Origin of the sequence: Arenicella xantha, from assembly GCF_003315245.1 — a bacterium.
Classification (GTDB): Bacteria; Pseudomonadota; Gammaproteobacteria; order Arenicellales; family Arenicellaceae; genus Arenicella; species Arenicella xantha.
On sequence record NZ_QNRT01000002.1, the window covers coordinates 96,283 to 121,721 of the forward strand.

Sequence of the window (25,439 nt, forward strand, 5' to 3'; positions counted from 1 at the left end):
GCGCCATAGGGGCCAGTATATGTCTGATAATAATGCAACTTCACAAAGCACACGATTTTCAGTTGATCGCCCGGTGTTTTATACCTCCATTATCGCCCTACTAGCATTGGTGGCTTATGCTGGATTGATGCCTAAACAAAGCGGTGAATTTTTCAGCTTGCTGCAGAGTGGAATCGTTACTTACGCAAGTTGGTATTATGTAATGGTGGTGGCAATTATTCTGGTCTGCGTTTTGGTGCTGGGGTTCTCACGAGCTGGTGACATCAAGCTTGGCTTAGATCACAGCCAACCCGAGTATTCGAACTTGTCTTGGTTTGCCATGCTGTTTTCGGCGGGAATGGGCATTGGACTGATGTTCTTTGGGGTAGCGGAACCGGTTATGCATTTTATGTCGCCGCCTCGAGGTGATGGCAACACCGTGGCCGCGGCACGTGAAGCGATGCGTCTAACGTTTTTTCACTGGGGGCTGCATGCCTGGTCGATTTACGCGATTGTTGCGTTGATCCTTGGGTACTTTTCGCACCGTCACGGTTTACCGCTAACGCTTAGATCCGCGCTTTACCCGTTGATTGGCGAGCGAATTTACGGGCGCTGGGGCACCACTATTGATGTGTTTGCCATTCTCGGCACCACCTGTGGTATCGCAACTAGTCTTGGCTTGGGCGTGATTCAGATAAACTCTGGACTGGATCACTTGTTCGGTATAGAGATTAGCAAGGCAACGCAGGTGCTATTGATAATAGGCACGATGGGGCTCGCCACAGTTTCGGTGCTTATGGGGCTCGATGCCGGTATCAAACGACTGTCAGAACTTAATATGACGCTCGCAGCGATTCTATTGGCGATCATTGTCTTGGTCGGCCCAACGGTGTTTATCTTTCAGACGTTCATGCAGAATATCGGTGACTATCTGTCGGAAATTGTATCGAAGACCTTTAATTTATATGCCTATGACCCAACCGACTGGTTAGGTGGCTGGACGATCTTATATTGGGGATGGTGGTTATCTTGGGCCCCGTTTGTCGGGTTGTTCATTGCTCGCATCTCAAAAGGTCGAACGATTCGTGAGTTCGTGTTCGGCGCGATGCTAGTTCCTTGTGTGTTTAACTTATTTTGGTTTAGCGCGTTTGGCAACAGCGCAATTGACCTGATTCTTAGCGGCACAATGCCGGAGCTTGGTGCAGCGGTACAGGAAAATCAGGCCGTCGCGCTGTTTGGTTTCTTGGAAAGCTTCCCAATGTCATCCGTCTTAGCTTTTATTGCGCTATTGATGGTAGTTGTGTTCTTTGTGACATCGGCAGACAGTGGTGCAATGGTGCTGAATATGTTGGCCTCTAAAGGTGAAGATAATACCTCTGCATGGCAGCGGGTCATTTGGACCGTCATGATAGGCTTAATCACCGTAGTGTTGTTGTACGCTGGTGGACTATCAGCATTACAAACCGCATCTATTGCCGGTGCGTTGCCGTTTTCCCTCGCGCTATTGTGGGCAATTTATGGATTCTTTAAAGCGGTGCGCATCGATGTGGCTAAGCGTGATGTAGAAGCATCGATGCAGCCAGCCGCAATGGCAAGCGGCGAAAGTGCATGGCGTGATCGACTTGACCGTCTATTGCATTATCCAGATACCGCAAAAGTAAGCACCTTCCAAACCTCGGTTGTGCTACCCGCCATGACTGAATTTGTAAGCGAACTAAAGGCGCATGGCATTGAGGCATCGGTGACTGACCGAGTAGCTCAAGAAGGTAAAGTCGCCTTAGAAGTTAATCACGAACAGGAAATTAACTTTGTCTACGAAGTGATCTGCGTTAGTAGTGCAGTACCTAAAGTCGGCGAAGTGACAGATACCGAGGACTTAGATGAAACCTACTCGCAAGCAGAGGTTCATCTAAGCGAAGGTGGTCAAGGTTATGACATTATGGGTTGGTCTAAAGACAGTGTCGTTAGCGATATCGTCAGCCGCTATGAAAATCATTTATATTTTATTGACGGCATCAGTTAGCGCCGTGTTAGCAGCTCCACTCGTCATCGAGCGCTAATAAGTCGTCACTGCGAGCATTATGAAAAGCACCTTGCTATCGATAGCGGCGTTGTTGTTTGGCGTCGCAATACTTCTTACCGGTCAAGGGCTTCAGGGCGCGTTAGTGCCCACTCGGGCGGCCCTTGAGAGCTTTCCGACTGCTACGATTGGTGCCATTGGTGCTGCGTATTTTCTCGGCTTTATGATCGGCTGCTTACGTGGCGGCGTATTGATTAGCGCAGTGGGACATGTTCGAGTGTTCGCTGCAATGACAGCCCTAGCCTCAGCGACGCCACTACTGTTGGGCTTGTGGACCGATCCTTGGTTTTGGAGCGTATTACGCTTTCTCACCGGTTTCTGTTTTGCCGTTTTGTATATCGTAATTGAGAGTTGGTTAAATGGCATAGCAACCAATAAAACACGGGGCCTTATTTTTTCAGTTTATGTGTTTATCACATTAACCGTCATGGCTATTGGTCAAATGATGTTGCTACTTTACGACCCGCAAGCGTTACAACTTTTCGTAATCGCGTCAATATTGGTGTCGGTGGCAGCCATCCCCGTGGCCTTGTCGCGCTCTGAGGCTCCGGTTAAACCGCGAGCGGTACGCATTGACCTTCGGCGACTGATAAGCATCTCACGTGCTGGCACAGCAAGTTGCTTCGCAGCCGGATTAACCAACGGATCGTTTTGGGCCGTGTCGGCCATTTTCGCTACGCAATATACCGGAGATACCGATTCAGCTGCTTGGTATATGACGGCTGGGGTAATTGGTGGTGCTGTTTGTCAATGGCCGCTTGGCTATTTATCGGATCGGGTTGAACGGCGTAAAGTGCTTATCGGTACCGCGCTCGGCGCCGGCTTACTCAGTATTTTTATTGTGCTAGCCGGCCGGCAATTAAGTGAGATTCAGCTCATGATGTTTGGCGTGTTATGGGGCGGTATGGCGTTTCCCCTGTATTCGGTGGCAGTTGCCTTAACCAATGATTACGCAAAGCCTTATGAATATGTGCGTGTCTCCAGTGGCTTGTTATTGATTTATGGTATTGGCGCGGTGATTGGTCCGATACTCTCGTCGATATTGATGGGCACTTTGGGGCCAACCGGCTTATATGTTTTCTGCGCTGCAGTGTATGCCCTACTTTGCGCTGTGATTGCTCAAACCATGAACCGCCCACCTGCAACCGACGAGGCACAGTGCGATTTCTCCGATGCAATCGCCAGTGTTTACACCGCATCGAACGTGCTGCAAAGTTCTGATTCGGGGCTGACTAACGACCAGCGGGCGAACGCCAGCGGCGCAAAGTAATCTATATTGATATTGGGCTATTAGTGCTATTGGCGGCAACCATGTGCTTTAATAGCCGAATGAATCAGGCTATTAAACAACTGACGCTGTAATGCAATTAAGGCTAATTTTGGCCGACTGGTTAAACTCCTCAATCACTCAATGCTAATTTCACTGATAGCAATCATTATTGGGCTTGCAGCATTGGTTTGGAGCGCTGATCGGTTCGTGGCTGGTGCCTCGGCTATGGCGAATCACGTCAATGTGCCACCGTTGTTGATTGGAATGATTATCGTTGGGTTTGGTACATCGATGCCAGAAATGATTGTGTCCGCAAGCGCCTCGCTCAACGGTAATACCGGGTTGGCGCTTGGCAACGTAATTGGATCTAATATTGTCAATATTGGGTTGATTTTGGGCGTCACAGCTCTAGTCGCACCAATTATGGTCAGTTCTCAGATTGTCCGCCGAGAACTACCGGCTCTAGTGTTAATCAGTATTCTTTTTGGCTTAGCAATCTGCGACTTTAAGCTCTCACGGCTTGAATCAGTAGGTTTGCTGCTCGGCTTTTTTACACTCATTGCATGGTCGATTTATACCGCTCTACGGCAGCGAGATGATGCGCTAGGTATAGAAATAGCGTCGTCACTCTCCACCACAGATGCAATGAGTATGTCGAAATCGACACTATGGACCGCTGTCGGTTTGGCGCTGCTGATACTCAGTTCACAAGTATTGATTTGGGGAGCAGTTACCTTAGCTGCCGCTGTTGGTATGAGCGACCTAGTGATAGGCCTAACAATTGTGGCGTTTGGAACCTCATTTCCTGAATTAGCCACATCGATAATTGCCGCGCGTAAGGGCGAACATGACATTGCTATCGGCAATGTGGTGGGTTCAAATATGTTCAATTTACTCGCAGTTGTTGGTGTGGCTGGAGTTATTCAGCCGATGCAGTCCATTGCGCAACAAGTATTGATTCGAGACTGGTCTGTTATGCTCGCTTTAACCATAGCCTTACTGCTGATGGCCTATGGTTTTAAGCGCCAAGGCCGCATAAATCGATTTGAAGGCATTGCGCTATTGTGTGCTTACAGTGTCTACACCGGATACCTTGTTGTATCGTCAACCACCAGCTAGCTAGGTCGAACTAATGGAGCGGAACAGCATTGTTAATCCGTGTCCTTGGTGCCGATATACTTAGAACCAGTATTACTTGATAGCTCGGAGGCGCTCATGGATGAGTTAACAGGAAATATCGTCACTTTACCAATTCTATTACGCTCTTCCGTCACGGCGATAAATCGAAGGTCATAGTATTCAATTTGATCATTCTGTTTAGGCATACGATCGAGTTGCTTCATAAATAGTCCGTTGATGGTGTTCGCGTCAGGAAAATTTGGAAAATCAACATCGATGGCACGCGACAGATCGTTTAATGAAACCATGCCGTCGGTCTGCCAATGATCCTCGACCCAGATAACCGCAGCATGAGGGTCGTCTATATCAAGCTCATCAGATATCTCGCCAACAATTTCTTCCAACATGTCTTCCATGGTTACAACACCAGAAAAACTACCATATTCATCCATTACCACCGCTAAGTGTACTCGGTCTTTGCGCATAAGCTCGAATAGGTTGCTAACTTGTTGACGCTCAGGCACCAGTAATGGTGTGCGCAAACACTGTCTTATAACGCCTAATGGATCGGGCGCTTGAGCTCGGTCTGAGCCACCATTAACGGTGACGCCTCCCATCGAACTTACGATGGCACTGTAGATATCCTTGACTAGCACAACCCCAATTGGATTATCAGTATTGCCATCAAAAACAGGAAAGCGCGAATGTCCGCTACTTTGCATAACCCGCAAGGCGTCTTCCCATGAGTCGTTTAGATTGAGTATTTCGACCTGCGGTTTGGGCACCATGATTTGTTGTACTGAATGACTGTCAAATTTAAACATGTTTTGCAGCATTGTCGCGCGGTCAGTATCCAATTCACCGTGTTGCTCAGAGGTATCGATGATCCCTTGTATTTCGGCGTTTGATAACACGTCCGCATGCGTTGCCTCTTCAACATTGAACAACGATAGTATTGAACCCGACGCCTTGTTTAACAGCCAATTCAACGGAAAGGCGCAAAGATAAAACCAGTGCAACGGATAGGCTGACCATAACGACACTGGCTCGGATTTACGAATTGCAAATGTTTTGGGTACTTGCTCACCAATAATGATGTGGAGTGACGAAAAGATTAGAAAACCTAAAATAAATGACGTGGTGTGTACCGTATTGCCGGACATTCCCAGAGCGTGAAACATTGGCTCAAGTAGCGCCGCCACAACGGGTTCCCCAACCCAACCGAGGCCCAGTGACGCCATGGTAATACCCAGTTGACAGGCGGCTAAGTATGATTCTAACTTCTGCTGTATACGCTGAGTTAGCTTGGCCGCACGACTGCCGCTATCTGCCATCTGGTCAATTCGGAATGCGCGAGCTTTAACTAAGGCGAACTCCGCCGCAACGAAGAAAGCGTTAATTGCGAGTAAAACTAAGATCGTTAATATGCCAATTGTTTCGCTACTCATAATCGCATCCAAGTGTTGTTAAAGGCTACCCGTGCTGAAGCAGCATTGGGTTGGCAAAGTAATTCGTCGGCAGTATGGGGTAACGAATCGCAAATTAATAGTGGCGCCAATTCGAATCTTTCGCTTGGCGGATGCTTGCTTAAACCCAGTTCTGAAAGCTCTCGCTAAACCTATCACACGACGTGCTGCAAGCAGCGGATTGCAACGCCCTTTTGATGAGCCTAACCCAAGTGTCTAGCGCAGTTTAGTTATGCTTGTTCAACGCTAGGGCTTACGTCAAGCAACCAACATGCAGTGAGTTTGTACTAGAGCCACCTTTTCCGACGAAAATAGAAAACTTGTATTACCGCTACCACCGCCATAATTGCTAGCAGCACAAAGTATCCGCCTTTGAACCCTAGCTCGGGTATGTATTCAAAGTTCATTCCATAAATGCCGGCCATAAATGTGAGTGGCACAAAGATAACGGTAATAATCGTTAATAGTTGCATTACGCGGTTTAGTTGATGCGACGACATCCCCAAATACCCATCGGTTAAATCGTTGCAAATCTGGTAATACATATTAGCCAGCGTTTGTGTACGCTCAATTTGCTCGTATAGGTCGACTATTTCATGAACTAGTGAATCAGCTAGCAGCGGTTCATCATGACTACGCAAGGCCATCGCCACGTCGCGATGATAGTTAGCGGTTCGGGTCAGCTTTCGAAGTCGCGACTTGTAGCCCGTTAGCTCAGCCAACAGCGTATCGTCCGGACTTTTAAACATCTCCTCCTCTATTTCATCAAGCCGAGGTTCGAGTTCAAGTAAAATTTCAACATAGCGTCGAGCTAGTCGATTACTTAAGCGAATAGCCAGCGCACCAGGACCGTCATAGATTAATGACGGGTCTTTTTCGAGCTGATCAAACAACCAATTGGCGGAAGCCGATGGTTTTGCATGGCGTGTAATCAGAAATCGAGGGCTGATAAAGCAGGAAAGCTGAATAGTGCCACTATTGATGCCATTGGTATCAGCATCTAAGCCTCGCAGTAAGATGAACAAGAACTGCTGAAAGCGTTCTATTTTAGGCGGATGTCGTGGTCGCAAGGCATCCTGAATTGCCAATGGATGGATGCCAAATTCTGCCAATAAAGCATTATCGTGCTCATCAGCCTTGCCTTCAATATCAAGCCAAATGATGTTGCGATCTGATTGCTTCCACATTTCAATCAGCTCTTCCCCACCACTCTGCGATGTCTTGGTTTTGGGGTCGTAAACAAACGCTCGTATCATCGTCGATTCCTTAATTTTTTTCAGTGTGACACTGGACTTAATAAGAATAACCCACTACTAAGGATTGTAGTGTCGGTTCAGGTAACAACACCGTTGTGTCAGGAGATAATTACCATATCACATAGAATATCGCATCGGTGCGACTTCATATAACTGACTTGATTACCCTTTGTGTGCTCGTAAATAGAACCTAGTCATCTAGCATCCATGCAGATGCTGTATGCTCAAACACAGCTATTCAGTGGCGGCGTGTTTGTCGGACTGCTTTGTCTAGGTATAGCGTGTGCAGTACGCGAAACACGTTATACCTAATTCGCTCCGGCTAAGCATGAGTCATGACCACGTCCTACTTACATACCTTACTAATCCAGGAATCTATTATGCGCATCGCCATATTATCTAGAAACAAAAAGCTCTATTCCACTCGACGATTAATTGAAGCTGGTAAGGCTCGTGGTCATGAAGTAGATGTTATAGATACATTACAGTGCTATATGGATATCACCAAGAATCGTCCGGTTGTTCGGTACCGTGGTGCCGAGTTGCCAAAATATGATGCGATTATTCCGCGCATCGGCGCCTCAATCACATTTTATGGAACCGCGGTAGTGCGACAGTTTGAAATGATGGGCACCTTCTCGGTCAATGAATCCGTAGCGATAAGCCGGTCGCGTGACAAGCTCCGCTCTTTGCAGCTATTGTCACGGAAAGGGATTGGACTGCCGCGCACCGGTTTTGCCAATAAATCATCGAATACACAAGACTTGATTAAGACCGTAGGAGGCGCCCCATTGGTTATCAAGTTGTTAGAAGGTACCCAAGGAATTGGTGTTGTGCTGGCGGAAAACACCAAAACGGCAGAGGCCGTTATTGAAGCGTTTATGGGGCTAAACGCCAATATTTTAGTGCAGGAGTTTGTCAAAGAGGCAAGTGGTGTGGATATCCGCTGCTTTGTTGTAGGCGACAAAGTCGTAGCGGCTATGAAGCGACAAGGAGCTGAGGGCGAGTTCCGCTCCAATTTGCATCGTGGCGGTTCGGCCAAACTAATAAAACTTAGCCCTGACGAACGCGCTACCGCTATGGCCGCCGCTAAAGCAATGGGACTGGGCGTATGTGGTGTCGACATTTTACAGTCCAATCACGGCCCAGTCGTCATGGAGGTTAATTCAAGCCCAGGGCTTGAAGGCATAGAAGCCGCAACTAAGCGAGACGTGGCCGGAATGATTTTTGAACATATTGAAAAACATGCTAAACCCTTTGCAACCAAGACTCGCGGAACTGGTTAGCCGAATTCGTCAACAATAGAAAATCAACTAGGCATGCTCATGCAGCAAAAAATGCACTCATCGACCTAAGCTGTTGCTGATTGATTTGTAGGCATCGTAGTGACTCAGAAAGAGTGAGCCAGTGAGCCTATCAATGAACCCGACTTTGTCCAATTGTGCTTTAACCGGCACTTTTAGTTCAGATAGGTGTAACTGCTTGGATTGCTCACGCATTCGAGTGTTTTGCTGTTCCAACATTTCCAGCGCACTAAGGTCTATGCCGTTAATAGCGCCACAGTGAAGAATTATGTGCTTGACTTGGGGGCGATCGATCAACAAGTTATCGATATAGTCTTCAAGATAGCCAGCGTTGGAAAATAGCAGGCTTTCATCGATACGCAGCGACACAATAGCGGAGTTGGTTTCAACCTCAAAATGCTTGATGTTTCTAAAATGGTGGGAATCTTGAAGTAGCCCTATCTCGGCAATATGAGGCTCAGACGTGTGATACAGATGAAGTAAAATAGACGTGACTATTCCGCTGGCAACGCCGATCTCAACGCCAAGGTAAAGCGTCATCGCGACCGTGATCAGCATGGCACTAAAATCACTTTTGGAAAATCGCCATGCCTCGCGAAATATCGCGATATTGACCAAAGACAGCACGGCCACAATGATGGTTGCCGCTAACATAGCTACCGGTAAGTAGTGAAGTAACGGTGTCAAAAACAGCGCAGCTAATGTAATGCCTATTGCGGTAAAGATCCCTGCGAGTTGGGTTTCTGCACCAGCGTCAAAGTTAACGACCGAGCGAGCAAATCCACCGGTCACTGGGAACCCTGCGGATATACCGGATGCTAAATTAGCGGCACCAAGCCCTATAAGCTCCTGATTTCCATCTATCTTTTCACGTCTTTTAGCTGACAAGGTTTTACCAACAGACACCGATTCAACGTAGCCGATAATTGAGATTAGCATTGCTGGCAATGCCAACGCCTTAACCGCGTCCATCGAAATTCCAGGCAACTGAAGAGCCGGAATGCCGGTTGGAATAGCCCCGACGATATCCACGCCGCGAAGGTCAAGCGCAAAGCCTGCGACAATAATTGTGGTTGCAACAACGCCGATAACCGGTGCGACTTTGGCGAGCACCTTCGCTAAATCTGCCTGAACTCCGCATAACTCTAATAGTCGCGGCGCGCCGCGCCTAGCCCATACCAAAAAACCTAAAGAGCCTATTCCGAGTGCTAAAGTATATTTATTAAACTGCGTGACACTCGCAAAAATCGACTGTACGAGCTCAAAGAAGTTGTGCCCTGAGGCTGGGATTCCCAAAATATGTTTAAGCTGACTCAGCGCAATCACCAAGCCGGATGCAGTGATAAAGCCTGCAACCACGGAGTGTGACAAGAAGTGCGATAGAAACCCGAGCCGCAAAATTCCCAGCAGTAATAAAAAACCGCCTGACAGTAGCGCTAGCAACATGGCGCCTTCGACATAGCCAACAATACCTTGCTCAGTAACGACGCTAAGCGCCGATGCCGTCATAAGCGAAGCAATCGCGACGGGGCCAACGGCAAGTGTTTTACACGAGCCAAATATCGCGTAAGCGACTAGTGGCAGAATGCTCGCATAGAGGCCCACCTCTGGCGGCAGACCAGCCAACATGGCGTACGCCAATGACTGTGGGATCAACATGATTGTGACCACAATTGCCGCAATTAGGTCACGGCCAAGCTTGCCGCGATCATAGTCGCGCAGCTGTCCGATAATCGGAACGGTCTTGGTTAGTCGGCTCAATAGCATAGTTTTAGGTTTGTGTTGGTTAGCAGTTGATGGCGTCTAACTACATCGGCGAGGCCATCCACTCCCTACCCTTCAACATCGCATGCCAGTAAATTGCGGGTAAGATATTGGCCTTGAGTATCCAAGCAAACTTCGTCGGTTTAGTACCATTATTTAGCCACGCTGGAAATGACGGAGCTAATTTTCCACCATAAGTGAATTCCGCCAATACAATTTTGCCACGTTCTACTGTAAGCGGACACGAGCCATAGCCATCGTAGGCGACACGCGACTGATTGCTGGCAAACACATTTGCAATATTCTGAGCCACCACTGGTGCTTGTTTACGAGCTGCAGCCATGGTCTTTGCATTGCCAGTGTTCATTACATCGCCAGCGCCCCAGATATTTGGATACTGTTTGTGTTGCAATGTTGCAGGGTCGACATCTAACCATCCTGCGGCATCGCTCAACTCGCATTCGCGAATAAATTGCGGTGCTCGCTGCGGTGGGCATACATGCAAAAAGTCGAACTTAGTTTCCACGATTCGTTCTTGTCCGTCGCCATCAACCTGCTTAAACCAAGCCGTTTTAGTGTTGCCGTCGACTTTCATCAAGGTGTGCGAAAGCTTCAATTGAGCACGGTATTTTTCGATATAGCTCATCAGTGCTGGCACGTACTCTTGCACACCGAACAGGACGCCGCCAGCATTGTAAAATTCAATATCGATATCCTTTAATCGGTTTGAGCTAAGCCACTCCGAAGCCGAAAGGTAGAGCGCTTTTTGCGGTGCGCCGGCGCACTTGATGGGCATCGGTGGTTGCGTGAAAATCGCTTTTCCCTGCTTCAAATTCTGTACCAACTCCCACGTGTACGGAGCGAGGTCATATCGATAATTAGAAGTGACCCCATTTTTACCAAGAGTCTCCTCTAAGCCTTCAATGCCGGCCCAATTGAGTTCTAGACCGGGCGCAATAACCAATTGCTGATAGCTGACCGTGCCGCCATCATCAAGGCTCACGTTATTGTCGTTTGGTGTAAAGCCCGTCACGGCTGCTTGAAGCCACTGCACTCCAGAAGGTATGACGTCTTTAGTCATTCTATGTGTGCTCTTAACGTCAAATACTCCCCCACCGACCATAGTCCAGCCAGGTTGATAGTAGTGATCGTCCGATGGGTCGATGACCGCAATGGTCACTGATTTATTGCGCTTCCTTAGGCTGGCGGCCGTCGCGATACCAGCCGAGCCGGCACCAACTATGACAACATCAAATGCGCGATTATTAGCGCCAGTTGGCGCGGCACTTTTTGGCAATGTGTTAGCGCGCTCAAAAATGACTTTTGAACGAGCTCCAGACCGACAATAAGCGTGAATCTTCTTGCAAGAGGCCAGTAATTGGTGGAATTCTTCAAGCTGCGCATCGCTGAGCTTTCCGGGTTCGAATGGAATCGCGTACGCGTCAATTCCAAGCTTTTCCGCAGCGGTTTTGATTTCGTCATAACTAGGCTGTTCAGCAGACTCGCCATCGGGTCGGTTGCATACCAGAATTTCCACGCCGTCGGCTTTCAAACGAGTGATGTCATCCGGCAAAATCTGATCGGAGACGGACATTGAGGCGTTTATTTTTTCGATTTTCATTTCGGTGCTACTCCTTTGGTGGTCGTGGGCGGTTGATACTATTGCGAATGTGCAATGAGTATTTTCTTTAGGCCTGCGACCGGAATTTTCAGATAAGTCGTTTGATTATCCTCTGGTTCAGGAAAGTGACCTGCTCGCATGTTTACCTGCAATGAAGGCAGAATAAGGCGCGGCATGCCTAAGCTGGCATCTCGAGTTTGCCGCATCGTCACGAACGCATCTTCTGATATGCTGTCATTTACGTGGATGTTCGAGCGCTTTTGCTCTGCTACCGTGGTCAAATATTCTAATTCTCGGCCGTTTGGTTGATAGTCGTGACACATAAACAGGCGCGTGTCGTCAGGCAGACTTAAGACCTTTTTAATTGATCTATAGAGTATCCGCGCATCGCCACCGGGGAAATCGGCGCGTGCTGTGCCACCATCAGGCATAAACAATGTGTCACCAACGAAAGCCGCATCACCAATCAAATGCGTCATGCAGGCTGGGGTATGTCCTGGAGTATGAATTGCACGACCTTCAAGCGCGCCGATTTGGTAGCGCTCATCGTCATCAAACAACACATCGAACTGCGAGCCATCACGCTCAAACTCGGTGCCTTCATTAAACGTTTTACCGAAAACACCCTGAACATCGACGATATGTTTACCAATTGCAATTTTTCCGCCCAGAACTGACTGAATATAGGGCGCAGCGGATATATGGTCAGCATGAACGTGAGTTTCTAACAAGTACACCACGTTTAGGCCTTTTTTGTTAACGCAATCAATTATTTTATTAGCACCATCATAGGCAACGGTGCCGGACGGATAATCGAAATCGAGTACTGAATCAACGATTGCGCAAGCGCTTGAAGTCGGGTCTTTAACGATATAGGAAAAGGTGTTTGAGTCTTCGTCAAAAAACGGAAGGACTTCAGGTTTCACTGGTTTTTGATTTGTCATATTAGGCTTACCTCTTTGAGTTTATTCTTCGCTGGGGCCGAGGTTTTATGGTGATTTCAGCCCAAATCGAATGCGTTGTGAATTTCTATGAATCGTATTAAGCATAAGTCGTGCCAACTTCAAAATGGCGAACTTGTTGGGGGATATAGGGTTAGATTCATGCATTCTTTGTCATTATTGACATATCTGTGCTATTAATGACAAAAATCCTGCGCTTAGTTCAAATTATGCAAAACCACGACAACATGGGGCAAATGCTCGAAGCCTACGATGTGCCAGCTATTTTAGTTACCGCGGACTATGAGATTTTGGCGAGCAATACAAAATATCGTGAGAGCTTCGGTGAAATAGATTGGCAAACTAAGCCCCGTTGCTATGCAGTCTCTCATGGTTACAATCGTCCGTGCGACCAAGCTGGAGAAGACTGCCCCTTATTGGCGGCTAAGGAGTCGAAACACAAAGAGACAGTTCTGCACATCCACCAAACGCCAAATGGGCGCGAGCATGTAGACGTCGAAATGATTCCGATCTTTGACGAGCAGGATCAGTTGAGTTTTTTCGTTGAACTATTAAAACCAGTGCCCTTAGCGAGCGGCAGTTTGGGAACCCAGAAGATGTTGGGCTCCAGTCAGGCGTTCGAGAGGATGCTTCGATCTGTAACCCAAGTAGCGAATAGTAACGCCAGCGTATTGCTGCTGGGCGAATCAGGCACCGGCAAGGAGCTCGTAAGCCAAACGATACATATGGCAAGTAAACGCAGCGACCAAGCTTTGGTGACACTAGAATGTTCAGGTTTAAGCGAGACCTTAATTGAGAGTGAGTTATTTGGACACAAAAAAGGTGCATTCACCGGCGCTAATTCTGATAAGCCTGGCCTCGTTGAGAAGGCGCATGGAGGCACACTCTTTCTTGATGAAATTGGTGATGTTTCGCTAGCCACTCAAGTAAAACTGCTGCGACTCATTGAAAGCAAGACATTCCGCCGAGTTGGTGGCACCGAAGTTCGCACTGCCGATTTCAGATTGATCTGCGCAACCCATCGTGATCTAGCGAACTTGATTGAGCAAGGGCTATTTCGACTAGACCTTTATTATCGAATTAATGTATTTCCAATTCTGATACCGTCACTTGATGACAGGCTGTCGGACATACCTCAGTTAGTGGAGCATTTCCTTAGGCTTGAGGACGAGAGCTTACATATTACTCAATCGGCCATCGACGTGTTACAGCATCATCGCTATCGCGGCAATATTCGAGAGCTTAGGAATATCATTGATCGAGCCGTGGTACTTTGTGAAACAAATATAATAGATGAGACCGTAATCACTGAGTGTATTGATTTAGACCGCTCTCTACATCACGCTCCGAGTTTGACATCGAAGCACGCCCTCTCTTTGCGAGATATCGAAGCTGAGTATCTAAACGACCTAATGAAGCAGTGTCGAGGCGATAAACAAAAAGTTGCCAATATCGCTAAAGTGAGCTTACGGACACTCTATCGAAAGCTTGACCGGTATGCCATAAGCGAGGCTGACACTTAAGATTAGACGTGCTAACTTTGCTTAAATACATTCTTTAAGCGACTGTTAAATAAAGGAATATGTGAAAATAAAAGCCGCTATTTTAACCAACTGGAAGCTTATCAAGAGCGAGCTTCCAGCTAAGCAATGTGAATTGATATGTTAACTAGGGCAAACAACGAAAAATAGCGAATGTTTGCTGTCCATCTTGGATCTTGGATGTAGCGGCAATTGTGTCTCCTTGTCGCTCAACGGCATCATTCATCGCCAGCGTTTGTAGTTCCTGCCGAACCTTCTCAGCACTTCGATTGAGTACCGACACTGAGTCCTTAGTGTAGGCAGTCACTGAGCCAAGATTTCGGCAATCAGTGACTCTGTCCAGTGGCACAACGCGCACACGCTCAGCACCTGGTGTTTTTTTTACCCAAGTACAACCGGTTACTATCGTTGATGTAATCAAAATGGTCATACATAACACCGGAAGCTTTTTGGAACGAGTTCTAAGCATAGATTTTCTCCAACAGTGTGCGTTCGCCGCATCAAAAGTGAATCATTAATTTAGCCTTCAATATTACTCTAGTTAAACACTAGCGCTAGCTGGCTGTCAGTTTTGTAACCTCGTAAGCATAAAACAGACGCCTAACTTAATAATCTAAGATAGAACAAACAGACATGTTTAGATAATCGAGTATGAAACATGGATTGCACGACCACTTGGATGATGGCGCTACTTAAGCTAGAGTAAGCGCCTCCACCAAACGACCCACATAATTACCTGCTCTTGAAAGCCAGTCGACTCTCTCAGAAATTGCATAAATGGTTAGGACTGCTGGTTGGCCTACAGCTACTGATTTGGACTCTCAGTGGTTTGTATATGGTCGTGATAGATATCGATATTATCCATGGCGATCACTTAGTTGTGGAACCTTCAAATCAGCTCGATTTAATCGACTGGCCTTCGCTGCCGCCAACATTGTTTGAGACGCTCGCTAAAGCCAACCCTGAAGCTCAATCGATATCGCTGAATTTACTTAGAAGTCAGCTAATGTACCATGTTGACAACCCTAACAAGACCACTCTATACGATGCAAAATCTGGCTTAACGGTGGCTGATCTGACAGTCGAGGAAGCTCACCAACAAGCCCAGCAATACTATGCTGGCGATGCTGAAATCAGTAGCGCAACTCTAATAGAGGCCAATCCACCATCTGAAATTGGTTCTCGTGCCCTGCCCTTATGGCGTATTGATTTTGATGATATATGGGGATCAAGCCTATATATTTCTCCTCAAACTGGTGAATTAGTAAGCAAGCGACATACGCTGTGGCGAGTGTTCGATTTCGCGTGGATGCTCCATATTATGGATTACGACGAGCGGGAGAATGTCAATAATGGCATCTTACGGATCACCTCGAGTCTAGCTCTGCTGCTGGTTTTCAGCGGCGTTTGGTACTTGTACTTCCGACTTAATTTGGGTCGTATTTGGCGGAGAAAAGCACAGTGACACTGCGTTTTCTGCATAAGTGGCTCGGCGTGGTTATCGGCTTGCAAGTGATAATATGGGTAGTCAGTGGCATGCTGATTAGTTTTATTGATCATAAAACAGTTTCTGGTCGACTAACTCGTACGCCCCAAGACTTGCCTGCCATAGCCCAGGTAAAAGCGCCGTTATTTCCAATTCAGAAACTGATTGCGTCGGCACCAACATCTCAGGTCAGTTCAGTCGCATTAACGACCTTCATGCAAACCTTGAGTTATCGCTTAGAAACGCCTAGCGGCCCACTTTTTTATGATGCGACAACTGGCCGCCCTCTGACCGTATCGAAGCAGGAAGTGCAACAAGTGGCGGTACAAAGCTATCAAGGTGACGGCCGATTAATGTCTGTTGAATACCTTAAAAGCGGAAGTCGTGACGATAATATTAAGGACGCTGCCTGGCGCGCCAACTTTGATGATGACCTCGCTACACGAGTTTACATTTCTACCGCCGACGCGTCGGTTCTGGCGCATCGAAACCGTTACTGGAAAGTGGTCGACTTTCTGCTAATGTTGCACTTCATGGACTATCCTCGAAAGCATAATTTCAATAACCCGCAAATACTGATTGTGGCATTTTTGACATTATGGTTAGCAATCTCAGGAGTATTGCTGGTGATGACGACCTTTACACGTCGTGATTTTACTCGGCGTGGCTTAGTTCGCTAAAGCGCTTGGCGCGACTTACGTTTTTGCTTTGCATAGTTTTTGCTTTGCATAGTTTTTGCTTTGCATAGTTTTTGCTTTGCATAGTTTTAGCTCTGTATAGTTGCTGATCTCACTAGCGCCAAACCACAAATGAGAATGAGTAGAGCCAGCAATGCGCGATCAAATAAAGCCGGATGTTGGCTATAAAATGAGCCTTGTGCCTTATTCGAAATCGGCACGTCGACCAAGTAGCCCGCAGCACGTCTGAAATCTGACTCAAATAGTCTATCCCCACTCGGTGAAACGACAATTGACGGCCCGTTGTTAGTGACGTGTACCAGCGGGAGCCGGTTTTCGACAGCTCTGAGCGTCGATGACATAATATGTTGATAAGGTTGAATACTTGAACCAAACCAACCGTCATTTGATAGCCCCAGCAACAACCCGCCGGGTCTGTCTGTTTGACCACGCTCTAGGCGGGACTTGTGAACCGCTGTGCCAACGAATGCAGGAAATGTTGTTTCATAACAAATCAACGGAATTATTGTGGCCGACTCGGTGTCAAACGACAAAAACTGATCTCCGGCCTGAATTTCATTGAGAAAGTCTCCCAACCAACGTTTAATCGCCGCCTTGGAAGCCGGTTCGCCTACGAACCATGGCAAATATTCACCGAAAGGAATGCGCTTTAATTTTTGATATTGGCCTAACTCAGAGCCTGTAGCATCGATCATAATGGCCGTATTGTATTGGCTCTCAATTTTCCCAGTCAAAGCGTTGCGTCGCTGACTGGTATCCTGAAAAATTAGCTGCACCGCAAGGTCTTGAGTTCGTGCGGCAAACGCATGTTGAACCTGCTGATGATTCAAATATCCTTTAGGTTGTGCTTCCGGCCATACGACTATTTTCGCGCCGAGTTCACTTAAGCGCTCGGTCATGTGCATCTCTGGCGGAAAGCTAAGGCTATAGCCTACATGCTGAATAGTCTTGCCCAGAGTCGGCGTCTCGTTGGGTTGCACAATGCCAACTTTAAGCTTGTCCCATGCCGTCGTTTCTTGCTGCCACCACCGATAGGAAGAGTGGCCATATGAAAACCAGACTATTACGATGAACCCAGCAATCAACCATGCCAGTTTACCTGGAGCTTCACCACGAGGTGCGAGCGGAATAAACCGATGAATCGAGTAAAAAACAATAATATTCACCAAAGCGATCAGCGCATCAAGTCCGTGGGTTCCAACCCACTGCGTGGCTTGCAGCGCTGGTAAGAAGTCGCTCTGAGTTTCAGCAAGTTTCATCGGAAACAACACTGGGAAATAGACTGTCATCGCCGCCACGATGATTGGAAACAAAAGAAACTCTGATACCGTTGTAGCGCGGCGAAGCCACTGAAATATCAAGGTGATTGCGGCAATTTGATGTGCACAATATAACCACACAATGAAGGCTAACAAGGTGCTCTCAAGCCGAGTTAAGCCTTTTGACAACACAATAAAATCGACCATCCAGTACATAGCCATTGCATACGCAACTAAGCCACCAAACAGTCCTAGTAGATAGCTACGCTTGAGTGACGCTTTTTCCAACGCAAAAAGCAAAGGCACGAAAGCGATCCAAGTGAAGAAAAAGTCACTTTGCCGAATAAATGCCGCGGACAACAACGCTGCGAAAATGAACATCAGCATGAGTTGCTTTAACCACATGTTCATTCCGACCAAACGCGTCTTATTCCGATTAATCACTTATTTTCTGCGAGTTATCGCGAGCCAGCCGAGTCGTTTGATACTCTTGTCGCAAAGTGTTTAAGCGCGTTACCTTCTGCGCCTTAGTAAGGCTTGGATCGAGTTGAATGAGTCGACGTTGATTTAGGTAATGTGTTGTTATATTTCGCTGGCTAAATAGCGCACTCGCTTGCTCATGCCCAAAAAAATCTTGTTGTTGCTGCTCTAGGGTTCGATCCAAGGTCTGCAACAACCTATATTTGTCACCATCCAACAGACTGTTGAGCTTGCTCTGACCTGCTCGGTAAGCGCTCCGGTAGTGATTATATTGTCGCAATAACGGCGCGATTTCCACGCTGCGAGTATCAGGCCAAATTTTAGCCGTTAGTAAAGCCAGACGACGGTAATCGCTGGGAACCATTTGATCCGGTAGATAGCGGTTGATTGAATGTAGGATCTCAGCCGTTTCAGGGCCGAGGGTCAGCGCCCCCGACGGGTTAATTTGAACTTTCCAAAGAAGCTTCTCGATGGCATAGAAGTCAATGTTCCCCGCGTAACTTCCCACTGGCTCTGGGTACTTTTCATCTAAGGTGCGGGGTTGTAGCCATGCCTGCGACGCAGACCTGGTTTCGCTATCAAAGCTTGAGTGATGTAATCGATAATGATGAGCCACAAGCCAGCAAACTATGCCGATCAGCAAGTAGAACCCGCCCGCTCTGAGTGTACTAGTCAACATAGTCGGTAATGACACGCAAGCAGTGACTTGGGGAAATCAGCCATTCCATTGTCACTGACATCGTGTTTACTGAACTGGAGTTTGAGTTTGAGTTTGAGTTTGATCTTTTAATCGATCTTGCAGTTCCTGTTGTCGTGCGGCAATTTGTTCGCTCGACAGACTCGGGTCTACACCTAGCTTCAAACTTTCAAACATGTACTCGGCGTTCGCGTCAGACACTTGAAACAGCTGCTTAGTCGTCTCACTACCCAAATAAACCTCTCGTAACGCCTGCAATTCAGAATACAGTTGTTGGTCGCTGGTCAACGACTGCAAGGTCGGCTCACCGTGTGCGTTTGCAGTATTCTCATACATTTGACTAAACTCCTCCTTGGCACGCAAGAACTGCCGGTAATCGTCAACTAGCTCAGCGGTTTGCTCACCGGCCTTTCCAGGCAGCGCTGATTTGATCAGCTCTTGTAGCTCGGTGGCAGATGCTTGGTCTAGCCTATTGTAAATTCGCTCCAAGGCTTCATCAAGCGATAGCAAAGCGTCATGATCGAGGACCACGTCGCCGTTATCATCTAGTTTCACTGCCTGCAAAGCATCATAAACAGACTTTGGCGTAAATGGCCGTGAGGATTGGTCGGCGGCAGCATCGGCCGTGTTACCAGACACGCCAACCTTGTCCCAACGCCATGCGCTTCCAATATTGTCGGCCACAGACTGTTGCGTTGTCGCCGATAATGTATTTTCTGAAATTCGGTCGGCAGATCGCTGAGGGGGGTACGTTGGGACGCTAGAATTCTTTTGCACCACGACAATACCAACCAACAACAGTAGAGCCACCGAGACCGCGATAATTGTAAGGCTGAGTTTCGACATATAACCTCCTCTTCTATGGAACGTACGTCGAGGAGTGTGTGGCAAGGGTATGCGCCTTACCAACTCCTCATGTAACTAGAAAACATGGAACTCGATTGCTCGAGCCCCATGTCAACGCGCGCATCACCGTTTAGTTGATAACACTGTGCGCGTTATTGCTAAACAATCTTCTAGGTAAAGTCGCAAGTATCACGAAATTCAGAGATGCGGCTATTCGACTCGTGATTTGGTCCGCATAGGAATTGATTATAGCGGTGATCCTTGTCCAAAAATCGTTTCATCCAAGACACACCATAGGTCGCGAGCAAAGCATTATTGCTATTGCTACCATTGGCGCAATTATGTTGACCGCCAGAAATCTCCATAAAAGCTTTGTCCGTGCTTGTAGGAATTGTGTTGTAGAAAGGACTGGCGTGCGAGCTAACGTTAGCAGTGGAGTCGTTTTCGCAGGCCATGATCATTGTTGGTACCGCTATTTGATTAAAGCTATTACTACCTGAATTCCAAGGAGCAAGAGGCACCGCCGCACTTAAGCGATTACGAGAGGCGCTTTGTAGCGATCCGCCACCGCCCATGGAAAATCCCATGGTTGCCAAGCGATTTTCGTCCACCAGGCCAGAGATAGAACTACTTGAGCTATCACTTTGCGATATCAAATACGACAATGCACTGTCGAGCTGTCGGCTTCGGCTATCAGGCTGATCGAAGCGCGAGTTAGTATCGATGGTAATGACTACAAAGCCATGAGAAGCCAACAACGGCCCCCACCAAGCAATTGCCGACTGCGTATTGGTAAAGCCTGGCGCTATAGAAATTGCCGCCATTTCTTGGGATATGTTACTTGGATAGTAAATCGTACCGCCGCCGAATCCATCGACAGAGCTAGACACACTGACTGTTGAGACTGGCTGGGGTCCTTGCGCGGCACTCACGAAAGAGAGACTTGGGTTAGGGCCAAGTTCGTATCCGCAATTGCTGGTGCAAGTATCTGGCAACGGTAGGTCGTCACCGGTACTGCCTCCCCCGCTGCCGCCACCGAACGCGGACAAAGAAAAAGAGAGAGAGATGATACATAGGGTTGATTTGATTAATGTGGTGGTTTTCATAGAGTTATCCTTTGGTTTATATCATTATTGTTTTAATAAAATACTTCATTGATCAACTACAAAAAACTACGTGTCCAGTTACCTGAACAGATTAATCATATAATAATAAGATATATTAATAAACAGATGACAAGGAAGTCATGCGCAGACCCATGCACACCGAAGCTCCGCTCAAGCCGACCTAAGGTTTTATAAGCTCTCCGTGGCTTTGACGTAGGCGTCCTAAAGTAAATTATTAGTGACTGTTGGCAAAAAACGTAGCCGCCGCGAAAAATCTTAAGTACTTGATAAATAGTATTATTTACCTTCAACGTGCGAGATTCGAAGCGATGAATAGATGAACACTAAGCGATTCCTTTTGCAGGTATCCGAAAAATAGCTTGGAAAGCCTTAATTTGACTGCTTACTGTTTTAAGCGCAAACCAGTCATAAAAAAGAGGCTGAACTAGTTAACTAGCTCAGCCTCTTATTGGTATTCACAGATACTTTACTAAATACTATCGATTCGCATCCGCGTCATCTTAATAAGTGCGAATGAGCAATAGGCTCCTATTGAATAGTGCTTTCGGTAAGCTTCAACAGACGCCCTCCCTTGCTGTCTTCTAATACCCATATCGCGCCATCGGGCCCTTGTTCTAATTCACGAATACGGGTTCCCATATCAAAACGATCGACCTCCTTAGCAGTATCGCCGTTAATCTCAACTCGTATGATCGCGGCCGATTTTAGGCCAGCAATAAATGCCGAACCCTGCCAATCTGGAAATACTTTGCCGTTGTAGAAGATTAGCTCGGATGGCGCAATGCTCGGTACCCAATAAGCCTTAGGTGCCTCGAATTCAGGTCTGGTGTCGTGGTTCGGGATTTCATCGCCATTATAATGGTCACCATTCGACACTATGGGATAACCGTAGTTTTTAGCTGGTTTCACCAGGTTGAGTTCGTCACCGTGTAGTGGCCCCATTTCAGTATTCCATAGGCGACCCTCTGCATCGAATGCCAGCCCCAGTGGATTGCGATGACCCAACGACCAAATCTGAGCAGTAATGCCGCCTTGATCAAAAAACGGGTTATCGCTTGGAATCGACCCATCGTCATTTAGACGTAAAATTTTACCCAGGTTACTCTTCATGTCTTGCGAGGGATCAAATTTTTGCCGTTCGCCGGAAGAAATAAACAGAAAGCCATTAGCATCAAATGCGATTCGGTGACCGTAGTGACCGCTGCCTGTGACTTTAGCACTTTGTCGCCATATAACTTTGGAGTCAGTCAAAGCGGCGGCACCGTCATCGCCAAGCTCCAATGTGGCACGGAGCACTGCAGCCCCACGGGTATTATTATCGCCTGCCTCAGCGTAGCTTATATAAACAAGATTGTTGTTTTTGAAATCGGGATGTAACACCACATCGCCTAAGCCGCCCTGCCCGCGGTAATCGACTTTTGGAACGTTCTTTACCGGCCTCGAAACGTCACCATTTTGCGTTACCACCAACAATCGCCCAGGTTTTTCCGTAATCAACATTCGACCGTCAGGTAGAAAGGTCATGGCCCAGGGTTCATCAAAAGAAGCAATCGGAGTGACCATAAAAGGTAATCCGTTACTGGCGGCCATAACAACCGCTGTGAAACAATAGGTTATGAAAAAAATAACGATCTTCTGCACGGTGAATCTCCTAGAATTATCTGCGTCAATTATAGACAATTCAGGTGATGGAAATGCGCATGATTTTGCCTGCTACAATGAGCGAAGATAACTATCTCAAATCAATCCACACGCATAAGGCTTAAGCTATGGACTTAAAAAATATCATCAATGAATTTTCCCAAGATGATCTGATCTATGTGTTTTTGCCAATTTTTTTCGCGGCACTATTGATTGAATGGATTTATAGCCGTCGTTATCGTCCCGAGCTATTCGAAATCGGAGATACTAAAGCGTCGATTTGGATGATGTTGTTGGTTGGTGTGGTTGACCTTGCGCCCAAGTTTTTAGCATTTATTGCGCTGGTCTACTTAGCCGACCTGTCTCCATTGCGCGATATTGTGCGGCGTCAATGGTGGGCTTGGGTCTTACTATTTTTATTAGACGACTTTATTTATTACTGGTTTCATAGACTAAATCATCAAGTTCGTCTTTTCTGGGCTGGGCATGTGTCGCATCACTCGGCGATCCGAATGAATTTCGCCACCGCACTTCGCCAAGGTGTTGGAGAACGCTTACACAAATATCTATTTTGGCTGCCACTTCCTCTGTTGGGCTTTGACCCATTGATGATTTTGACTGTTATGGCGTGGAATTTATTCTATCAATACTGGCTCCATACTGAACTCATCGGCCGCTTACCGACCTGGTTTGAATGGATATTTAATACGCCCTCACATCATCGAGTACACCATGCATCGAATATACGGTACCTAGATTGTAATCATGGCGGCATGCTCATAATTTGGGATCGCCTATTTGGTAGCTTCTCGAAGGAAGTAGCCACAGAGAAACCCGTGTATGGATTGACTACGAATATTACCTCGCTGCGGCCAATTGATGTTGCAACGCATGAGTACCGCGCGATTCTAAGTGACGTGCATCGCGCAACTAGCTGGAGCGATAAACTACGCTATCTATTTTTAGCGCCCGGCTGGAGCCATGATGGTGAAGACAAACGATCTAAGGTGTTGCGATCTAAGGTGTTGAGATCTAATTCCGATAGCAATACCGATGAAGTCGCAGGCTGACGCAGACAGGTAAACCATGCCAACAATCCGTCAATGCCCCAAATGCGACTACATTAGAAATGCAGGTGATGCCCTTGTGCTGGATAGTATTTGTCCAGCCTGCGGTATAGTCTATGAGCGCTTTCTTGCGCAGCGCGAGCCGCAGGCTCACAACGATTTACCAACAAATGTCACTAGCCGCAATAGACGAGATTCATTACCCAATGCCGGTAACGATGCTCGCCAAAACCAACCAACCAGTATGCTGCACTACCTGATGCCCAACACATCACAATCCGTAATTCTCGAACAGCTGCTCGGATACGGAGTGCTGTATCTGATTGTGTTTATTTGGGGTTGGCGTTTTATTATCGCAGGCCTGAGTGTTGAACCAATTATGGGCTCGTTTATGCACTTGGTAAACTTACCGTTCCATGAGTTTGGTCACATCCTATTTAGACCCTTTGGGAACTTTATGACCATCCTTGGAGGCAGCTTGTTTCAGGTTGCTCTGCCGCTGGCACTGACCATTATTTTTGTATTTAAGAAACGCCATCCATTCGCCGCGTCGGTCACTTTATGGTGGTGCGGTCAGAGTTTTATCGATTTATCACCCTATATCGCAGACGCAAGTTTTCGTAGTTTGCCGTTGATTGCAGGTCTTGGTGAGGAGTCTCACGATTGGGGAAATTTGCTGACACAGCTCGATTGCTTGCAATACGACACCCAATTGGCGAGCTTCAGCTTTTGGTTAGGGTCGAGCATTCTTCTAATTAGCTTAGTGTGGGGAGCATTAGTGCTACACAAGCTGGTTAAACAGCATCGGGCATAGACCACTTCTTACGTCATTCAATATACGGCTTTACTGCGTCGTAGCTAAACGACCACAATTGCTCCGCTAAATCGACACTTTGCCCATATCGACTCGGTCGCTCTTCACTGCAATCTGCAAAGTATTTACCGTTCGCCGTCGATAATTCAGGCGCAGTTGCTACATAGCATTGGGTTGCCGCGCCTTGCGCGATTGTCTTGGTGCCCAGCATTTTTCCGACAAACCAACCACTGATAGGATTATTAAACAAGACACCTTGAATACCGCCCATATTGCGGCTCAGGTTAGTGCGTATGATGCCCGGATGTACCGCGTTGGCCGTGGCAGAACTGCCCTCTAAACGAGCGGAAAGCGCGAGCGCTGTCAGCATATTGGCTAATTTTGACTGACCATAAAACGGCCAATCTTTGTACCACTTGGAGCCGTCGAGGTTGTCAAATAATATCCCCCCTAAAGGCGCCATTTTATGCGCTAAGCTCGACAACATCACAATACGCCCTTGATCAGCCCGTTTAATTGAGTCAAGTAGCCTATTCACCAAAATGAAGTGCCCTAAATGATTGGTATTAAACTGTTGTTCAAAACCATTCGCTAATTCCAGTTTCGGTAAGGCCATAATTCCGGCGTTACAAATCAATCCATCTATCGGTAGATCGAGCGCATTAACCTGATCAGCGCATTGTCTAACTGATCCAAAATCACTGAGTTCGCAGATAACGGTGGTTACTTTGCCATCGATAGACGCAGCGGCTGTTGCCGCTTTCTCTTTGGTTCGAGCAGTACCGATAATGTGCGCGCCACGACTCGTTAGCACGCGCATGGTTTCAAGCCCTAGTCCTGAGTTTATGCCGGTGACCACAATATTTTTACCCGCCAAGTCGACCCCTTCGGTGACATCAGTGGCAGTACTAGTCTTAGTAAATTCACGCGGCTTGGTAATTTGGTTGGTGGTCATCGCTTGG

General features: G+C 47.2%; 21 protein-coding genes. 9 read left to right on the top strand and 12 right to left on the bottom strand.

Annotated features, from left to right (window positions below; translation table 11 throughout):
• Positions 1 to 19 precede the first annotated feature (19 nt).
• The 3 genes from DFR28_RS06345 (at position 20) to DFR28_RS06355 (ending at position 4,448) form a co-directional block, all read left to right on the top strand.
• Entirely contained in the window at positions 20 to 2,002 is a 1,983-nt protein-coding gene (locus tag DFR28_RS06345) for a BCCT family transporter (protein ID WP_113953509.1), read from the top strand.
• Between the two features lie 58 nt (positions 2,003 to 2,060).
• Positions 2,061 to 3,329, top strand: coding sequence for an MFS transporter (locus tag DFR28_RS06350; RefSeq protein ID WP_113953510.1), 1,269 nt, complete (start codon positions 2,061 to 2,063; stop codon positions 3,327 to 3,329).
• 141 nt (positions 3,330 to 3,470) lie between these two features.
• The gene (locus tag DFR28_RS06355; RefSeq protein WP_113953511.1) at positions 3,471 to 4,448 is read left to right on the top strand and encodes a calcium/sodium antiporter; all 978 of its coding nucleotides are present in this window, start codon (positions 3,471 to 3,473) and stop codon (positions 4,446 to 4,448) included.
• A gap of 32 nt (positions 4,449 to 4,480) precedes the next feature.
• Here DFR28_RS06355 and DFR28_RS06360 read toward each other — a convergent pair whose 3' ends face one another.
• Together DFR28_RS06360 and corA are read right to left on the bottom strand one after the other, a co-directional pair.
• Complete coding sequence (locus DFR28_RS06360) at positions 4,481 to 5,896, bottom strand: hemolysin family protein (protein ID WP_113953512.1); 1,416 nt, start codon at positions 5,894 to 5,896, stop codon at positions 4,481 to 4,483.
• Between the two features lie 305 nt (positions 5,897 to 6,201).
• Positions 6,202 to 7,170: a magnesium/cobalt transporter CorA gene (gene corA, locus DFR28_RS06370; protein WP_113953514.1), complete on the bottom strand. Its 969-nt coding sequence runs from the start codon at positions 7,168 to 7,170 to the stop codon at positions 6,202 to 6,204.
• Between the two features lie 380 nt (positions 7,171 to 7,550).
• Between corA and rimK the strand changes: the two genes are divergently transcribed.
• Positions 7,551 to 8,456: a 30S ribosomal protein S6--L-glutamate ligase gene (rimK, locus tag DFR28_RS06375; protein WP_113953515.1), complete on the top strand. Its 906-nt coding sequence runs from the start codon at positions 7,551 to 7,553 to the stop codon at positions 8,454 to 8,456.
• Between the two features lie 57 nt (positions 8,457 to 8,513).
• On the opposite strand, the gene DFR28_RS06380 is transcribed toward rimK, so the two are convergent.
• From DFR28_RS06380 to DFR28_RS06390, 3 genes are read right to left on the bottom strand one after another with little or no spacing between them, the layout of a single operon-like run.
• Positions 8,514 to 10,241 (bottom strand): SulP family inorganic anion transporter, encoded by a 1,728-nt coding sequence (locus DFR28_RS06380; RefSeq protein ID WP_113953516.1) that lies wholly within the window; start codon positions 10,239 to 10,241, stop codon positions 8,514 to 8,516.
• Between the two features lie 40 nt (positions 10,242 to 10,281).
• Positions 10,282 to 11,859, bottom strand: a complete 1,578-nt coding sequence (locus DFR28_RS06385) for a bifunctional protein tyrosine phosphatase family protein/NAD(P)/FAD-dependent oxidoreductase (protein ID WP_113953517.1) — start codon at positions 11,857 to 11,859, stop codon at positions 10,282 to 10,284.
• A 38-nt stretch (positions 11,860 to 11,897) separates the two neighbouring features.
• Positions 11,898 to 12,803 (bottom strand): MBL fold metallo-hydrolase, encoded by a 906-nt coding sequence (locus DFR28_RS06390; protein ID WP_113953518.1) that lies wholly within the window; start codon positions 12,801 to 12,803, stop codon positions 11,898 to 11,900.
• Between the two features lie 197 nt (positions 12,804 to 13,000).
• Between DFR28_RS06390 and DFR28_RS06395 the strand changes: the two genes are divergently transcribed.
• Complete coding sequence (locus tag DFR28_RS06395) at positions 13,001 to 14,344, top strand: sigma-54 interaction domain-containing protein (RefSeq protein WP_211316908.1); 1,344 nt, start codon at positions 13,001 to 13,003, stop codon at positions 14,342 to 14,344.
• 145 nt (positions 14,345 to 14,489) lie between these two features.
• Here DFR28_RS06395 and DFR28_RS06400 read toward each other — a convergent pair whose 3' ends face one another.
• The gene (locus DFR28_RS06400; protein ID WP_113953519.1) at positions 14,490 to 14,831 is read right to left on the bottom strand and encodes a DUF4156 domain-containing protein; all 342 of its coding nucleotides are present in this window, start codon (positions 14,829 to 14,831) and stop codon (positions 14,490 to 14,492) included.
• Positions 14,832 to 15,104: 273 nt separating this feature from the next.
• Between DFR28_RS06400 and DFR28_RS06405 the strand changes: the two genes are divergently transcribed.
• Positions 15,105 to 15,827 carry a PepSY domain-containing protein gene (locus DFR28_RS06405; RefSeq protein ID WP_211316909.1) on the top strand — a complete coding sequence of 241 codons (723 nt, stop codon included), beginning with the start codon at positions 15,105 to 15,107 and terminating at the stop codon, positions 15,825 to 15,827.
• Positions 15,824 to 16,528 carry a PepSY domain-containing protein gene (locus tag DFR28_RS06410; RefSeq protein ID WP_170131995.1) on the top strand — a complete coding sequence of 235 codons (705 nt, stop codon included), beginning with the start codon at positions 15,824 to 15,826 and terminating at the stop codon, positions 16,526 to 16,528. The genes DFR28_RS06405 and DFR28_RS06410 overlap by 4 nt, the downstream gene beginning before the upstream one ends.
• 86 nt (positions 16,529 to 16,614) lie before the next feature.
• Here the strand turns inward: DFR28_RS06410 and lnt are convergent, their stop codons facing one another.
• The 5 genes from lnt to DFR28_RS06435 form a co-directional block, all read right to left on the bottom strand.
• Positions 16,615 to 18,249 (bottom strand): apolipoprotein N-acyltransferase, encoded by a 1,635-nt coding sequence (lnt, locus tag DFR28_RS06415; RefSeq protein WP_113953522.1) that lies wholly within the window; start codon positions 18,247 to 18,249, stop codon positions 16,615 to 16,617.
• Positions 18,242 to 18,964 carry a lipase secretion chaperone gene (locus DFR28_RS06420; protein ID WP_113953523.1) on the bottom strand — a complete coding sequence of 241 codons (723 nt, stop codon included), beginning with the start codon at positions 18,962 to 18,964 and terminating at the stop codon, positions 18,242 to 18,244. The genes lnt and DFR28_RS06420 overlap by 8 nt, the downstream gene beginning before the upstream one ends.
• Positions 18,965 to 19,030: 66 nt before the next feature.
• Positions 19,031 to 19,828: a lipase secretion chaperone gene (locus DFR28_RS06425; protein WP_113953524.1), complete on the bottom strand. Its 798-nt coding sequence runs from the start codon at positions 19,826 to 19,828 to the stop codon at positions 19,031 to 19,033.
• Between the two features lie 170 nt (positions 19,829 to 19,998).
• Positions 19,999 to 20,934, bottom strand: a complete 936-nt coding sequence (locus DFR28_RS06430) for a poly(ethylene terephthalate) hydrolase family protein (protein WP_113953525.1) — start codon at positions 20,932 to 20,934, stop codon at positions 19,999 to 20,001.
• Positions 20,935 to 21,483: 549 nt separating this feature from the next.
• Positions 21,484 to 22,545 carry a PQQ-dependent sugar dehydrogenase gene (locus DFR28_RS06435; RefSeq protein ID WP_113953526.1) on the bottom strand — a complete coding sequence of 354 codons (1,062 nt, stop codon included), beginning with the start codon at positions 22,543 to 22,545 and terminating at the stop codon, positions 21,484 to 21,486.
• 179 nt (positions 22,546 to 22,724) lie between these two features.
• On the opposite strand from DFR28_RS06435, the gene DFR28_RS06440 reads away from it, so the two are divergent.
• Complete coding sequence (locus DFR28_RS06440; protein ID WP_113953527.1) at positions 22,725 to 23,666, top strand: sterol desaturase family protein; 942 nt, start codon at positions 22,725 to 22,727, stop codon at positions 23,664 to 23,666.
• Positions 23,667 to 23,682: 16 nt separating this feature from the next.
• Positions 23,683 to 24,477 carry a hypothetical protein gene (locus DFR28_RS06445; protein ID WP_113953528.1) on the top strand — a complete coding sequence of 265 codons (795 nt, stop codon included), beginning with the start codon at positions 23,683 to 23,685 and terminating at the stop codon, positions 24,475 to 24,477.
• Between the two features lie 13 nt (positions 24,478 to 24,490).
• Here the strand turns inward: DFR28_RS06445 and DFR28_RS06450 are convergent, their stop codons facing one another.
• A complete protein-coding gene (locus tag DFR28_RS06450; RefSeq protein ID WP_113953529.1) occupies positions 24,491 to 25,432 on the bottom strand; it encodes an SDR family oxidoreductase in 942 nt (313 codons plus the stop codon).
• Positions 25,433 to 25,439: the final 7 nt, after the last annotated feature.

Bases quoted from the DNA above. Each gene is read 5' to 3' on its own strand.
- DFR28_RS06345 (WP_113953509.1), top strand. From the start codon at position 20: ATGTCTGATAATAATGCAACTTCACAAAGCACACGATTTTCAGTTGAT.
- DFR28_RS06350 (WP_113953510.1), top strand. From the start codon at position 2,061: ATGAAAAGCACCTTGCTATCGATAGCGGCGTTGTTGTTTGGCGTCGCA.
- DFR28_RS06355 (WP_113953511.1), top strand. From the start codon at position 3,471: ATGCTAATTTCACTGATAGCAATCATTATTGGGCTTGCAGCATTGGTT.
- DFR28_RS06360 (WP_113953512.1), bottom strand. From the start codon at position 5,896: ATGAGTAGCGAAACAATTGGCATATTAACGATCTTAGTTTTACTCGCA.
- corA (WP_113953514.1), bottom strand. From the start codon at position 7,170: ATGATACGAGCGTTTGTTTACGACCCCAAAACCAAGACATCGCAGAGT.
- rimK (WP_113953515.1), top strand. From the start codon at position 7,551: ATGCGCATCGCCATATTATCTAGAAACAAAAAGCTCTATTCCACTCGA.
- DFR28_RS06380 (WP_113953516.1), bottom strand. From the start codon at position 10,241: ATGCTATTGAGCCGACTAACCAAGACCGTTCCGATTATCGGACAGCTG.
- DFR28_RS06385 (WP_113953517.1), bottom strand. From the start codon at position 11,859: ATGAAAATCGAAAAAATAAACGCCTCAATGTCCGTCTCCGATCAGATT.
- DFR28_RS06390 (WP_113953518.1), bottom strand. From the start codon at position 12,803: ATGACAAATCAAAAACCAGTGAAACCTGAAGTCCTTCCGTTTTTTGAC.
- DFR28_RS06395 (WP_211316908.1), top strand. From the start codon at position 13,001: ATGACAAAAATCCTGCGCTTAGTTCAAATTATGCAAAACCACGACAAC.
- DFR28_RS06400 (WP_113953519.1), bottom strand. From the start codon at position 14,831: ATGCTTAGAACTCGTTCCAAAAAGCTTCCGGTGTTATGTATGACCATT.
- DFR28_RS06420 (WP_113953523.1), bottom strand. From the start codon at position 18,964: ATGTTGACTAGTACACTCAGAGCGGGCGGGTTCTACTTGCTGATCGGC.
- DFR28_RS06425 (WP_113953524.1), bottom strand. From the start codon at position 19,828: ATGTCGAAACTCAGCCTTACAATTATCGCGGTCTCGGTGGCTCTACTG.
- DFR28_RS06430 (WP_113953525.1), bottom strand. From the start codon at position 20,934: ATGAAAACCACCACATTAATCAAATCAACCCTATGTATCATCTCTCTC.
- DFR28_RS06435 (WP_113953526.1), bottom strand. From the start codon at position 22,545: ATGGCCGCCAGTAACGGATTACCTTTTATGGTCACTCCGATTGCTTCT.
- DFR28_RS06440 (WP_113953527.1), top strand. From the start codon at position 22,725: ATGGACTTAAAAAATATCATCAATGAATTTTCCCAAGATGATCTGATC.
- DFR28_RS06445 (WP_113953528.1), top strand. From the start codon at position 23,683: ATGCCAACAATCCGTCAATGCCCCAAATGCGACTACATTAGAAATGCA.
- DFR28_RS06450 (WP_113953529.1), bottom strand. From the start codon at position 25,432: ATGACCACCAACCAAATTACCAAGCCGCGTGAATTTACTAAGACTAGT.